At 67.5% G+C, this 14,181-nt stretch carries 9 protein-coding genes and 1 tRNA gene; 4 read left to right on the top strand and 6 right to left on the bottom strand.

What is annotated here, in order from left to right; genetic code table 11:
* Positions 1-35: 35 nt before the first annotated feature.
* Positions 36-2,822, bottom strand: coding sequence for a UvrD-helicase domain-containing protein (locus ACTXPP_RS05435; RefSeq protein ID WP_443341275.1), 2,787 nt, complete (start codon positions 2,820-2,822; stop codon positions 36-38).
* A 262-nt stretch (positions 2,823-3,084) separates the two neighbouring features.
* Between ACTXPP_RS05435 and ACTXPP_RS05430 the strand changes: the two genes are divergently transcribed.
* Entirely contained in the window at positions 3,085-3,378 is a 294-nt protein-coding gene (locus ACTXPP_RS05430; RefSeq protein WP_301496710.1) for a chorismate mutase, read from the top strand.
* A gap of 14 nt (positions 3,379-3,392) precedes the next feature.
* On the opposite strand, the gene ACTXPP_RS05425 is transcribed toward ACTXPP_RS05430, so the two are convergent.
* Positions 3,393-4,238 carry a S1 family peptidase gene (locus tag ACTXPP_RS05425; protein WP_301496712.1) on the bottom strand — a complete coding sequence of 282 codons (846 nt, stop codon included), beginning with the start codon at positions 4,236-4,238 and terminating at the stop codon, positions 3,393-3,395.
* Between the two features lie 197 nt (positions 4,239-4,435).
* Here ACTXPP_RS05425 and ACTXPP_RS05420 point away from each other — a divergent pair, with 197 nt between their 5' ends.
* The 3 genes from ACTXPP_RS05420 to ACTXPP_RS05410 are packed head-to-tail and all read left to right on the top strand — an operon-like array spanning position 4,436 to position 8,393.
* The gene (locus ACTXPP_RS05420) at positions 4,436-5,218 is read left to right on the top strand and encodes a DeoR/GlpR family DNA-binding transcription regulator (RefSeq protein WP_443341248.1); all 783 of its coding nucleotides are present in this window, start codon (positions 4,436-4,438) and stop codon (positions 5,216-5,218) included.
* Complete coding sequence (locus ACTXPP_RS05415; protein WP_443341246.1) at positions 5,215-6,231, top strand: 1-phosphofructokinase family hexose kinase; 1,017 nt, start codon at positions 5,215-5,217, stop codon at positions 6,229-6,231. The genes ACTXPP_RS05420 and ACTXPP_RS05415 overlap by 4 nt, the downstream gene beginning before the upstream one ends.
* Before the next feature lie 2 nt (positions 6,232-6,233).
* Positions 6,234-8,393 carry a PTS fructose transporter subunit IIABC gene (locus ACTXPP_RS05410; RefSeq protein ID WP_443341244.1) on the top strand — a complete coding sequence of 720 codons (2,160 nt, stop codon included), beginning with the start codon at positions 6,234-6,236 and terminating at the stop codon, positions 8,391-8,393.
* 84 nt (positions 8,394-8,477) lie between these two features.
* On the opposite strand, the gene ACTXPP_RS05405 is transcribed toward ACTXPP_RS05410, so the two are convergent.
* The 4 genes from ACTXPP_RS05405 to ACTXPP_RS05390 all read right to left on the bottom strand — a co-directional run bounded on the left by ACTXPP_RS05405 (position 8,478) and on the right by ACTXPP_RS05390 (position 14,153).
* The gene (locus tag ACTXPP_RS05405) at positions 8,478-8,876 is read right to left on the bottom strand and encodes a hypothetical protein (RefSeq protein ID WP_301496383.1); all 399 of its coding nucleotides are present in this window, start codon (positions 8,874-8,876) and stop codon (positions 8,478-8,480) included.
* An 11-nt stretch (positions 8,877-8,887) separates the two neighbouring features.
* A complete protein-coding gene (locus ACTXPP_RS05400) occupies positions 8,888-10,096 on the bottom strand; it encodes a phosphatase PAP2 family protein (protein ID WP_443341242.1) in 1,209 nt (402 codons plus the stop codon).
* 759 nt (positions 10,097-10,855) lie between these two features.
* Positions 10,856-10,929: transfer RNA gene (locus ACTXPP_RS05395), tRNA-Met, on the bottom strand.
* A gap of 128 nt (positions 10,930-11,057) precedes the next feature.
* Entirely contained in the window at positions 11,058-14,153 is a 3,096-nt protein-coding gene (locus tag ACTXPP_RS05390; RefSeq protein WP_443341241.1) for a UPF0182 family protein, read from the bottom strand.
* Positions 14,154-14,181 lie beyond the last annotated feature (28 nt).

Genomic DNA, 14,181 nt, shown 5'->3' with positions numbered 1-14,181 from the left:
TTCGGGCCCCCTGACTTGCGGTGTTCCTGGTTAACTCAGAGCTTCTCCATCGGTACTCCACCGATGAGCATCAGCCGGACAGTCCCGTTCGAGCCGAAGTCGATGACCGCGGTGGCACGCACGCCCTTGCCGTCAACACTGGTGACCGTGCCGAGGCCGTACTTGTCGTGGTTGACCCTGTCGCCGACCTCCAGTTCCAGCGCCGGGGCGTTGCTGCGCAGTGCCCCGGAGGAGCGGGAACCGGGACGCGACCCCGACCGTGATCCTGCCCCGGAACCGGACCCGAACGACCCGGAGCGTCCGGCTGATCCCGTCGAGCCGCCATAGGAACCGGACGACCCACTGCCCCATGATCCGCCGAAGCTGGTGCCGTCGGCGTAGGAACCGGAACTGGATCCCCAACTGGACCCTCCGGACCAGGCCGGTGCGGGTTCTTCCCGGATCCAGTCGATCAACTCCGCCGGGATCTCCGCCAGGAACCGCGAGGGTGGGTTGTTCTGTGGTGTCCCCCAGTTCGACCTGGTCATCGCCCGCGACAGGTAGAGCCGCTTGCGGGCACGGGTGATGCCGACGTAGGCCAGGCGTCGTTCCTCCGACAGCTCGGTCGGATCCCCCAGGGCGCGCATGTGGGGGAACTGGCCGTCCTCCCAGCCGACGAGGAAGACGACGGGGAACTCCAGACCCTTCGCGGTGTGCAGGGTCATCAGGGTGACCAGATCCTGCTCCTCGGCGGGGATCTGGTCGGCGTCGGCGACCAGACTGACCCGTTCCAGGAAGGCCTGCAGGCTGCCGGGCTCCGGCTCACCCTCGGCCAGCACCGCATCCGCCGCGGTGTCCGCGTCGGTAGCTGAACTCTCTAGGCCGCCGGGACCTGCGCTGCCCACAGTGCCCACTGTGTCCACAGTGTCGGCATTGTCCGCGGCGCCGCTGGCAGTCCCGCCTGCCCGGGAGGGCATCGCCTCGTAGGCTGCCTGGTTCGCCGCCTCCTGCGAGAACTCGTGGCCGACCGAGACAAGCTCATTGAGGTTGTCGAGCCGGGAGCCGTCCTGCGGGTCATTCGACTTCTCCAACTCAGCGGTGTAGCCGGTGACGTCGAGTACCGTGCGGACCACCGCGCCGACGTCCGGGATACCCAGGGACTCCCCGTCGGAGGTGCGCATCAGCGCCTCGGCCGTCTGGGAGCGCAGCCCGTCCATCATCTCCAGGAACCCGGCGATGGCGTTGCGGCCCCGGGAGCTCAGCCCCGGCACCTCGTCCCGTGCGGCGGCGACCAGACCCTGTGCGAAGCTGACACCGGTGTTCTCTGCATGCACCGTCACCTGGGACAGCGCCCGGTCACCGATGCCCCGGCGCGGGGTGTTGATGATGCGACGCAGCGCCATGGTGTCCTCGGGATTGTCCAGGGCCTTGAGGTAGGCGACGATGTCGCGGACCTCCTTGCGCTCGTAGAACCGGGTGCCACCGACGACCTTGTACGGCAGTCCGGAACGCACCAGGATGTCCTCCACGACACGCGAGGAGTTGTTCGTCCGGTACATCACCGCGATATCGCCGTACTCGGTCTCGCCCCGGTCGACGAGTTCGTCGATGGTCTGGGCGATGAACCGGGCTTCGTCATGTTCGTTGTCGGCGACGTAACCGCCGATCAGGGCACCCTCGCCGGTGTCGGTCCACAGGTTCTTGTCGCGACGCCCGGAGTTGCGGGAGATCACCGCATTGGCCGCCGAGAGGATGTTCTGGGTGGAGCGGTAGTTCTGCTCCAACAGGATGGTGTGGGCGTGCGGGTAGTCGCGTTCGAACTCCTCGATGTTGCGCACAGTCGCACCACGGAAGGCGTAGATCGACTGGTCGGCGTCACCGACCACGCAGAGCTCCGCCGGCCCCTCCGGCCCGGCGGTGTCGGCGTCACCGACCAGGGTGGAGACCAGGACGTACTGGGCGTGGTTGGTGTCCTGGTACTCGTCGACCAGGATGTGCCGGAAACGACGCCGGTAGTGGTCGGCGACCCCCGGGTTGGCGCGCAGCAGGCCGACGACCTCACCGATGAGGTCGTCGAAGTCCACCGCGTTCGCCTGGCGCAGCCGCACCTGGTAGTCGTGGTAGATCTTCGCGATGGTCTCGCGGTGCCGGTTGCCGTCCTGCTGGGCCTCGGTCAGTGCCTCCGCCGGATCCTGGAGTTCGTTCTTCCAGTTCGAGATCACCGACAGCACCGCCCGCGGGGCGAACTCCTTGGAGTCCAGGCTGCGCTCCCGAAGGATCATGGTGACCAGGCGCTTCATGTCATCGGAGTCGTAGATGGTGAAGTTGGAGTTCAGCCCGTCCACCAGGGCCGCATTGGCCCGCAGGATCCGCACGCACACCGAGTGGAAGGTGGATACCCACATCCGTTCAGCGACCGGACCGACCAGGTCTGCGATCCGCTCGCGCATCTCGGCGGCGGCCTTGTTGGTGAAGGTGATCGCCAGCACCTGCCACGGGGCCACTCCCCCGGCCAACAGCCAGGCGATCCGACGGGTGAGCACACTGGTCTTGCCCGACCCGGCACCGGCGACGATCAGCAACGGTGACCCGGTGTGGCGCACCGCCTCTTGCTGGGCAGGATTCAGCCCCTCCAGCAGCTGGTCCCGGGTCTGCGCGCTCATCACCCGGCCAGGGACCGGGCCGGCGGCGTCCTGACCGGATGCTGCGTTCTGCCCGGCCGGTGCGTCCTGCCCGGATACTGCCTCAGCGCCTTCCTGCACCGACGAGCGGACCCGGAACGGTGAGGCGTCCGACATCGGGGCGTCCGGCAACGGTGCCAGGTGGGAGGCGGACGACGACATTTCGGCAAGGACCCCCACGACGTCCTCCGGGGGAAGGTCGTCCTCCTCCGGCGGCGGCTCGAACGGCTCCTCCGGGAACGGGATCTCGTCGTGCGTCACAGTGCTCACGGTAAAAGTGCTCTCCTGGTCGATCCGGGTCGGTCTCTGGGTCGGTCTCTGGGTCGGTTTCTGGCTCATATTCACCCTACAACGGGGTCCGGACACGAACCTGCACCTGCAGTCACACCCAGGCGACCGACCCCAACAGGCTAGAATCCACACCATGAGCAATGACCAGCAGTTCTCCAGCGGCACGGACGATCCTTTGTCGGATGCCGAGATCCAGGCCTACCGCCTGGAGATCAATGAACTGGACCGTACCATCATCGAGGCTGCGGCCCGTCGTTCCGAGGTCTCGCAGATCATCGGCAAGACCCGCAAGGCCTCGGGCGGAACCAAGCTCGTCTACTCCCGTGAGACCGCGATCCTCAACGAGTACCGCGACGCCCTGGGCCCGGAGGGCGTCGCCATCGCCAACGCCCTGCTGCAGCTCGGCCGCGGCCGCCTCGGGCAGTAACCAGGAGAGAAGGATCAGGCCAGGCGGAAACCTGCGCCGACACCGCCGGCGGCGTCCATCTCAGCACCGACGCTGTCCCAGGAGGTGCTCAGCGCCGGGGAATGCAGCGGCCCCTGCAGGGGGTGCTGGCAGGTCGGGAGTGCGGACAGGCCGCCGCTGAGCACACCGAGCAGACGTCCACCGGCATAGACCGGGGCACCGGAGTCACCGTGGGAGGCACAGACATGGGTGGCGAACTGCGCCCCGGAGGTGGCGAACACCGGACCACAGCTGGTCCCGGTGGTGATTCCGGTCTTGCACACCTCACCGAAGTCCGCGGGCGCCGCGCCACCCAGCTGGTTGATCGAGACGCCGTTGTAGCTGTTGGTCACCTGGGCGTTCTCGTTGAGCAGGATGATCCCGTTGTCCACGGCACCAGCGCGCTCGAAGGTGCCGATCACGGTGCCCTCCGGGTCGTCGGCCGAACTGACCTCGTCCCCGGGCGAACCACAGTGGCCGGCGGTGACTGCCACAGCGTTACCGGCGGCGTCGTAGCCGGCGACGGCGGTGGTGCACACCGACGGGCCGACGACCAGCGGGGTGGACGGCCCGACGAGGACCTCGGGACGAGCCTCCTCAGCTGCCGCCGGGACGCCCGGGGAGGTGAAGTAGTGGCCCTCGATACGGTGCGGGCCGGGCTCACCGGTGGTGTTGAGGACGGTGTCCACGGCGGTGTCCACGGCGTGGTTGACAGCGTTCTGGACCCCGTCCGGGCTGAAGGACGGAACGTCCGGGGCGGCGGTCGCCGCAGGGGCGGAGACACCGGCGATCACTGCGGCGGAGAGGGCGACGAGAGCGACACAGAGGCGAGGGCGGATCATGGTCCCCAGCCTAATCGCCGTCCGGCCACGTTATGTCAGTAGAACATTCGCTAACTCCGAGATCACCCCCGAAAGGGCCGTCGCCGTGTGGTGACTGACAACCACCATGCCTGATTGTGACCATTTACCTGTCGCATAGCCACAGAATGTTCATATAACCGTTGACCTTCCACACGTTCCCACAGACAATGGGGGGTATGTACGCGCCACAGCGTCAGGACGCCATCGCCGATGACATCGTCGCCCACGGGGGCATGTCAGTCACTGAACTGGCCACCCGCCACGGGGTCTCCGCGGAGACGATCCGTCGCGACCTGGACGTCCTGGTACGCCAGCAACGTCTGAGCCGGGTCCACGGCGGCGCAGTGCCGCTGCGTCCCCACAGCCGGGAAGAGAACCCGGTCGCCGTGCGCTCCGGCACCGGCCTGGAGGCCAAGGCCCGCATCGCCCGCACCGCCGCCGACCAACTGCCCGCCACCGGCGGCTCGGTGATCGTCGACTCCGGGACCACCACCGCCGCCCTGGCCGGCGCACTCCTGGAACGACCCGACCTCACCGTCGTCACCAACTCCGTCCTGTTGGGCCACCAGCTCTCCGCCCACCCGCCCGACGGCGGCGGCCCGGCCCTGCGGATGCTCGGCGGACGGGTCCGCTCGATCACCCAGTCAGTGGTCGGGTCCGATGCCGTCGGTGTTCTCAGGACGCTACGGGCGGACGTCGCCTTCCTCGGCACCAACGGCATCAGCAGCGACTTCGGATTCTCCACCCCCGATCCCGCGGAGGCACAGACCAAGGCAGCCATGGTCCGGGCGGCGCGGACCCGGGTCGTCCTGGCCGATGCCTCGAAACTCGGCGAGGAACTGCTGTGTTCCTTCGCCACCGCCGAGGACGTCGACCTCCTCATCACCGACGCCCCCGTTCTCTCCACCCCGGTCCTCCACGATCTCCGACACCAAGGAATGGACGTGATCCAGGCGTGATCATCACCGTCACCCCCAACCCCAGCATCGACAGATCCCAGTCGCTGTCCGGCCCACTCGAGATCGGCGGCGTCAACCGCGTCGCCTCCGGTGTCGACCAGGCCGGCGGCAAAGGGATCAACGTCGCAACCGTCATCCACCACGCCGGCCACGATGTACTGGCCCTCGCCCCGGCTGACCCCACCAGCGACTTCGCCGACCTGGTCCGTACCGCAGACCTGCCTGCCCGGTTCATCGGCGGTAACAGCAGCACCGGCACCGACGTTCGGGTCAACCTCACCCTCACCGACGCCGACGGTGTCACCACCAAGATCAACTCCCCCGGTGACACCGAAGCAACCGGGGAGACCCTGGCCGATGCCGTGGCCCACACACTCACCGACGTCACCGCCCAGCACCTCGACGGACCACACTGGCTGGTCCTGGCGGGATCCCTGCCGCCGGGCTACCCCGACAACTGGTACGCCACGATGACCGCGACGGCCCACGAGATGGGCTTCCGGGTCGCCGTGGACACCTCGGACGCCGCCCTGACCGCCCTGGTCGACCTCGCCGACCGTAACCCGGCCGCCGCACCCGACCTGGTGAAGCCCAACTCCCACGAGCTGGCACAGATCACCGGCGGTGACGGGGACGCCATGGAGGCCGCTGCAGCGTCCGGCGACCTCGATGCGGTGGTCACCGCAGCGTCCACCCTGCTGGACCGTGGCTTCGGAGCTGCACTGGTCAGCCTCGGCGCCGCCGGAGCGTTGCTGGTCAGCCGGGACGATTCCACCGTGGCAGACCCCTCGGCCTGGTTCTGCCCCAGCCCCTCGGTAACCGCCGTGTCCACCGTCGGAGCCGGCGACTCGACCCTGGCCGGGTACGTCGTCGGGGCCGTCCGCGGCCTCCCCGCCCCCGACCGGCTCTCCCTCGCGGTGGCGCACGGAACCACCGCAGTGACTCTCCCGGGCACCACACTGCCCACCCCTCATGATCTCCCCGACACCCTCCCCGAACCAAGGAGTGCATGACCATGACTAACCCAGAGTCCACAGATCCAGCCACCAGGCCGGTGATCACCGCCGATCTGGTCTCGCTGGATGCCGACCTGCCGGCCGAGAAGGAGGCCGTGCTCACCGCACTGGCTGACCTTCAGGTGTCGGCAGGACGCGCCGAGGACACCAGCCAGCTGCTGGCCGACATCCATGCCCGCGAGGAGCAGGCCGCCACCGCACTGCCCGGTGGCATCGCCATCCCCCACTGCCGCACCACCGCCGTGACGGAGCCCTCGCTCGGCTTCGCCCGGCTGAAAACGCCCACCGACTTCGGTGCTGACGACGGTGCGGACACCGACCTGGTCTTCATGATCCTCGCCCCCGAAGGTGGCGGCAGTGCCCACATGAAGGTGCTGAGCACCCTGGCACGCGCCCTGGTGAAGAAGGACTTCGTGGCCGCCCTGCGTTCGGCGCAGAGCGAGGACGAGATCGTCACCCTGGTGACCGAGGTGCTGGAGAAGAAAAAGAAGAAGGCCGCGGCAACGGCCGCCGCGACCGCTGAGCCCGCTGCTGAGCCTGAGGCAGCCGCGCCCACCGCGCCCGCCGCGGCGCGTCCGGTGAAGCTGGTCGGCATCACGTCCTGCCCCACCGGCATCGCCCACACCTACATGGCCGCCGACGCCCTCACCGGCGCCGCGGACACCCGTGACGACGTCGAGATCATCATCGAGACCCAGGGCTCCTCCGGCGGCGACAAGCTAACCCAGGCCCGGATCGACGAGGCCGACGCCGTCATCTTCGCCCACGGTGTCGGCGTGCGCGAAATCGCCCGGTTCGCCGGCAAGCCCGTCGTCGACGTGCCCGTCAAGAAGGGCATCTCCGAGCCGGACGCCCTGATCGACCGGGCCATCTCCGCCTCCAAGTCCGACAACCCGCCGCGGGTCTCCGCCACCGGCGACGGTGGTTCCGGGGACGGTGGCAGCGGATCCGGGGACGACTCCGAGAACGCCGGCTGGGGACGTCGCATCCAGCAGGCCGTGATGACCGGTGTGTCCTACATGGTGCCCTTCGTCGCCGCCGGTGGTCTGCTCATGGCCCTCGGCTTCCTGGTCGGCGGCTACAACGTGGCCAACGTCTGGGACACCGTCGTCATCGACTACTCCCTCTGGAACACGCCGGACGCCCTGCCCTACGACATCGGTGCCGGTGAGGAGTTCACCGACCGCTCCGGCATGCTGCTCTACCTCGGTGCGGTCCTCTTCGGCGGTGGTAACACCGCCATGGGCTTCCTGGTCGCCGCGCTCTCCGGCTACACCGCCTACGCCCTGGCCGACCGGCCCGGCATCGTCCCCGGCTTCGTCGGTGGCGCCATCTCCGTGCTGGTCGGCGCCGGCTTCATCGGTGGCCTGATCACCGGTATCATCGCCGGTCTCGTCGCCATGTGGATCCAGACCTGGAAGGTGCCGCGCTGGCTGGGCTCCATGATGCCGGTCGTGATCATCCCGCTGTTGGCCACCCTGGTCACCGCCGCCTCGATGTTCCTGGTGCTGGGTCGTCCGCTCGCCGCCCTCATGGACGGCCTGCAGAACTGGCTGGCCGACATGTCCGGCTCCTCGGCGATCGTGCTCGGCATGATAATTGGCCTGATGATGTGCTTCGACCTGGGTGGACCGGTCAACAAGTCCGCCTACCTCTTCGCCACCGCCGGACTGTCCACCAGCGATCCGGCAGCCTTCCAGGTCATGGCCGCGGTCATGGCCGCCGGCATGGTCCCGCCGCTGGCCCTGGCCCTGGCCACCGCGGTGCGTCCGAAGATGTGGAGCAAGGAGGAGCGCGAGAACGGCAAGTCCTGCTGGCTGCTGGGTGCCTCCTTCATCTCCGAGGGCGCGATCCCCTTCGCCGCCGCCGACCCGCTGCGCATCATCCCGTCGATGATGCTCGGTAGTGCGGTCACCGGTGCGGTCTCGATGGCCCTCGAGGTCGGAAGCCGTGCACCCCACGGTGGTGTCTGGGTCGCCCCGCTGATGGAGAACAACACCTGGTGGGGCTTCCTCGTCGCCGTCATCGCCGGCATGGTGGTCTCCGCGATCACCGTGATCATCGTCAAGCAGGTCACCGGCAAGGGCGACAAGGACGGTGCCGGTGCAGACGGTGCCGCGGACGCGGACGTGTCGGACGCTGCGACGATCGCCGCCTGACGTCCGCTCCCCCCTACTCTCCTCTCACTCCCGCTCCCGGGTGGTCCAGACCCCCTCAGACCACCCGAGGGCGGGAGTGACGTTTCACCACCCGCCGAAGAAGAGCATCACCATGATGCCGATGACGACGATCACCAGGGCGGCGGCAATGGCGATCAGGCCCTTCGACTCCGCGAAGATGCCCGCGGGCTCCTCATCCGATTCCGCACCCGACTCCGTCAATGGGAGACCGTCGTCGGGGAGCTCCATGGACGCCAGCCGTTCCACATCCTCCCGGGAGACGGTGACCGTCGCGTCCCCCAGCTGCCTGTCGTACATGTCGCGTCGCACCGGATTCCCCAGCACCTGCCGGGCGACATCCAGCTGGGCGCGTCGGGCCCCGTCCGGCAGCCCCCAGTTCCGTCCCGCGAGATCGGCGAGGAGTTCCTCGCAGCTGTGGGACGGGTCCAGGTCCTGCGACGTGTAGAGGTTGTAGCCAGCCATACGCTCCCTCGTCAGGCAGGCTGGCCGTTGACGGTCAGGGCCCCGTCTGCACCCACCGACACCTCGGCGGCGAAGGCTGCGGCCAGGTTGATCCGCTGCCAGTTGCCGGCGTCCCGTCCGCGGGCGGTCTGGTCGTCCAGCGGGTAGCCGGACGGCAGGGCGGTCGCGGCGAGGACCCGGGCACGCTGGTCCCAGGACAGCTCCGGGAATGCGGTGCTCAGCAGCGCCGGGGCAGCCTGCGGGACGGTCAGCCGCGCGTCCGTGTCACCGACCGGGTCGAAACCGTGCGTCATCCGCTCGGTGTACTCCGCCACGGCGGCCTCCGTGGACCGGTAGGCGGAGTCCTCGGCGACGGTCTCAGCCAGGGGCTTGCCGGTCCGCCACTCGAGCTCCTTGCGGATCTCCTCACCGGCCTGCTTCAGCACGCCGCGCATCTGCGGGTCGTTCCACCGGTCGCCGGCGGCGGCCTGACCGGTCATCCGGCCACCAATGACGTCCAGCGGGTAGTGCACGCCCATCACCATGCGGTTGTAGCCGGCTTCGGCGCCGCGGGCCAGCAGCTGCGGTGCCAGCTCCGGCAGCAGCACGGCGAGCAGCGTGGTCGTCCAGGACGCCTGGTTGGTGTGGCCGGACGGGAATGCCTTGGTGCCGCCGAGTTCGTAGAGGTCGTCGTCCCCACCGTCGGTGTGCTTGGTGATCCGGTCAGGGGCGACCTCGAACGGTCGGGCGTAGCCGAAGATCTCCTTCTCCACCAGGGTCGAGCTGGCAAGGCCACCGGCGCGGGACAGGTAGCCCGAGTCGAGCAGCATACGGGTCTTCGGCAGGCGGTTCTCCGCCAGGGCGGTGCGCAGGTGGCCACCGAGGTTCTCACCGAAGGCGTCCGACAGGGCGGTGAGCAGGTCGGCGTCGTCGGCGGCTGCATCGACCTGGGCGCGGGCGATCGTGGTGGCGTCGGCGTTGTTGTTGACGTCCACCACGATGTCGAGGCTCTCGGCCATCACGTCGGGGTGGTTCTCGCGGAGGTCGTTGAACCCGGCGACGACGTCGTAGTAGACGCCGCCGGTGTAGGAACTGATATCGGAGATGTACCAGCCATACTCCTCGACCCCGAACGGGCGCGGCACCGGGGCCCCCTCGTGCTGAACCGGGGTCTTGGTCGCGGGAAGGTACTCCCCCACCACCGCCGGGGGCTCTATCTGCGCCTGTGCCGGGGCAGCCACGAGGCCTAGACCAGTGCCGGGACCAGGGCGAGGGTCAGGACTCGGGTGGTCTGGGACGCAGACGTCGGGGCGGCGGGGATGCCTCGGCGGGGACGGTCGTTCATGGGTACGGATTCTCCTCGTCAGTGCGTATGGGGTCGCTGGGGACAGAAGTGGAATGCTATCCCCCTCCGGTGGACGGTACGTGAACACCGGGCGACATGATGGAGAAATCCCATTATCCCGACGAAAGCACCCGGGATCGAACCGACAGGCCCCTCCGCGACGCAGACCCTACTGCCTACCCGGGGCCTCAGTGAGGCGTTTCGGGGCGCGGGCCTCCCACGCGTCGGTCACGAGCTCGGCAAGTTCGTCGGCCTCGACGCGTTCCAGCCGGACAAGGACGCTGGCATGGCCCGCATAGTGCGCGGTCGTAAAGAACTTGCCTCTCCGGTCGCGAGCAGCAGTTCGCGTTCCGAGGGGTCCTTACACCAGCACACCAGGTTCCTCGTGGAACCATAGGAATGTCTTTCCCGCAACGTAGAACGCGGGCATGCCATATGAGGTGCGCTCGGTCACCTCGGGCAATGATCCCGCGAGACGGCGGACATCATCCTCTGTGCTCACAATTCAGCCCTCCCGTTCACACCGTACGAGTCGGTCAGATCAACAACCACCGTAGTTGACCCAGATTTTCGGGACGATGCGCCGGGTAGTGCCCGGCCAGGGTGTGCACGCACGACGAAGGCCCCCGGATTTCTCCGGGGGCCTTGTCCTTTGTAGCGGGGGCAGGATTCGAACCTACGACCTCTGGGTTATGAGCCCAGCGAGCTACCGAGCTGCTCCACCCCGCGACGGGTTGCCAACCAGCAGGACATTGTGTGCCCCGCCCTCGTTGGCGACTCCATTACTGTAACGCACCGGAGCGGCGATGTGAAATCGCCTGCTCCGACACAGTTTCCGGGTGTTTCCACCCGGGTTTCTACTGGGCGTCGGCCACGGCCTTGTCCAGCTCGTCCAGTGCGCGACCGAACTCCTCGAAGGTGCCGTTCTCGCGGGCGTCGTTGACCTTCTCCATCGCGTCGCGGATGGCCGCCATCTGGTCGTCGCTCGGCTCGGAGCCGCTGTCACCACCGGTAGAGGTGGACGCATCCTCGTCGTCATCGGAGCTGGAGCTGGAGCTCGAGCTCGAGCTCGAATCCGAGTCGCTGTCCGAGTCACCCTCGGCGGCGGCGGCGTTCTCGTCGGCGGCCTCGCCACCGGACTCGGAGATGTCCGTCACCGCGTCCGGATCGATGCCGACCTGTTCCAGTGCCTCACCGACGGTCGGGGCGTAACCGACCTGACCGTTGTAGCTGACCAGCACGCGCAGCAGCTTCGGGAAGGCGGATTCCTGGTCGGCGCGCTGCGAGTACACCGGCTCGACGTAGAGGATCTGACCGTCGCCGACCGGCAGGGTCAGCAGGTTTCCGTTGGTCAGGTCGTTGGTGCCCTGCAGCAGCGTGCGCTCACGGGCGATCTCGTCGGAGGACATCATGGTGTCCTGCGCCTGCTTCGGACCCTGGGTCTGGGTGTTCGTCGGCAGCTGGCGGACGTAGATACGGCCGTAGGTCTCCGGGTCGGAGCTGACGGACATGTGTGCCGACAGGAACTCACGACGCAGACCACGGAACGGGGTGATCAGCTGGAAGCTCGGCTGGTTCGTCTCCGGGTCGGTGGCGACCACGTGGTACGGCGGCTGGGCCAGCTCCTGCTGACCCTCCGGTGCGGTCGGGTCGCTGGGCACGGACCAGAAGGCGTCGTTGGTGAAGAACACGCCCGGGTCGTCCACGTGGTACTTCGCGATCAGCTCACGCTGGACCTTGAACAGGTCCTCCGGGTAACGCAGGTGGCTCATCAGCTCGTCGCTGATCTCCTCCTTCGGCTGGACGACGTCCGGGAAGACGCCCTCCCAGGCCTTGAGCACCGGGTCTTCCTCGTCGAACTCGTAGAGGTCCACGGAGCCGTCGTAGGCGTCGACGACGGCTTTGACGGAGTTGCGGATGTAGCTGACCTCGTTGGTCACCGCACGCTGCACCGAGGCGGGATCGTCGGTGGTGGTGTCGGCGGTGGCCGAGTCCAGCTGGGTGCGCTCGGCGTACGGCAGGTCCTCCAGGGTGGTGTAGCCGTCGACGATCCACTTGATCTTGCCGTCGATGACCACCGGGTAGGTCTTGGAGTCGGTGGTCAGCCACGGGGCGACCTTGTGGACACGCTCACGCGGGTCACGGTCGTAGAGGATCTTCGAGTCCGGGCCGATGACATCCGACAGCAGGATGTTCATCTCCTGGTACTTCGCGGCGTACATCGCACGGCTGAAGATGTTGGACACCCCCACACCACCGGAGCCGGTGTAGGTGTAGCTGGAGTTGTCGGTGTCGTACTCACGGTCACTGCCGGAGCCGTCATCGCCGACGATGGCGTAGTCGGCGTTCTCCTCCTGGGAGCCGGAGATCACCGGGCCGAAGTAGATACGCGGCTGCTCCATGTCGACGTCGAGCTCGCCACCGAGCGCATCTTCCTCGAGGTTCTGCAGGTCGGCGACGGTGTAGATCGGGTAGCCACCACGTGCGGAGGCGGCGTCCTGTGCAACCTCATCGACTCTGTTGGCCGGGGCGGCGATGAAACCGTTGCCGTGTGTGTAGACGGTGTGCTTGTTGATCCAGTCCGTCTGGTTGCCCGACAGGGCGTTCGGGTCGATCTCACGGGCGGCGACGACGAAGTCGCGCATCTCGCCGTCCACCTCGTAGCGGTCCACCGACAGGTCGTCGGGGAAGCCGTAGAAGTTACGCAGCTGCTGCTGCTGGGTGAACGTCGGGGAGAGCACCTCCGGGTCGAGCAGGCGGATGTTCGACAGGGTGGCGTCGTCGTCGGCGATAGAGCGACGCTCGCTGGCGTCACCGGATGCCTGTCCGCCCCAACCGCGTTCGTAGATGACCTGGCCGTCCTCGTTCTCGTAGTCCTCACGCGAGGATTCGGTACGGGTCTCGATGCCGTAGGCCTGGCGGGTGGACTCGATGTTGCGGGCGATGTACTCCCGCTCCTTCTCCGCACGGTTCGGGTTGACGGAGAACTGCTCCATGATGGCCGGCCAGCCGACACCGATCGCCAGGTTGGCGACCACCATCAGGGCGACGGCCAGGGCCGGAACCCTCAGATCCTTCAGGACGATGGAGCTGAAGAACATCGCGGCGACGAAGATCGCCACGATCAGCAGCAGGATCTTGGCCGGCAGCAGGGCGTTGATGTCGGTGTAGGAACCACCGGTGAAGGTCTCGTGCTGCTTGTTCAGCAGGCCGTAGCGCTGGAACCAGTAGTCCGCGGCCTTCAGCAGCATCCAGACGCCGGCGATGATGGTCAGCTGCTTGCGTGCCGGGGCACCGATGCTGGCCTTCTCACCGATCCGCGGGTTACCGGTGCTGATGGTGCCGAGCAGGTAGTGGCCCAGCAGGTTCACCAGGAAGGCGACGATCAACAGGATCGACAGGGTGGAGAGCACGAACTGCAGCATCGGCAGGGTGAAGGCGTAGAAGCCCAGGTCCTTCTGGAACTGCGGGTCGGTGACGCCGAAGTCCCCGCCGGAGAAGAACATCCGGACGATACGCCAGTTGCCCTGGGCGATCATGCCCGCGGCGAGTGCGGCGACCAGCGGGACGATGATGAGGAAGGGACGCAGTGCCTTGCGGATTTCCTCGCGGTTCTGCGACAGCGGGGATCCGCCGGACTCCATGCCCAGGTCGGAGAGGTCGGTGATGTCCGCGAGGTCGTCCTCACCGGTGGGCTTCGCCGAACGGTAGGCCGCGAAGCAGGCGCCCCACACGATCAGCCCGGCGAGCAGACCGAAGATGATGAAGAGCACCACCCTGGTGGCGAGGACGCCGAGGAAGATGGCCTGGTAGTCGATCGACCGGAACCACTGGAGTTCCGTGTAGTTCGACACGATTACCGGGACGAGGAAGAACAACAGAGCGACGACCACGGCGACGACGCCGAGGATCTTCGATCTGCGTCCGGGTGTGGGGATTTCCGGGATGCTCAAGGGTTCGGTTCTCTCCTGCTGTCGGTCA

Source organism: Candidatus Corynebacterium faecigallinarum, assembly GCF_052264515.1.
Lineage (GTDB): Bacteria > Actinomycetota > Actinomycetes > Mycobacteriales > Mycobacteriaceae > Corynebacterium > Corynebacterium faecigallinarum.
The sequence above is the reverse complement of the archived record's forward strand: the minus strand, read 5'-3'. Positions and strand labels throughout refer to the sequence as shown.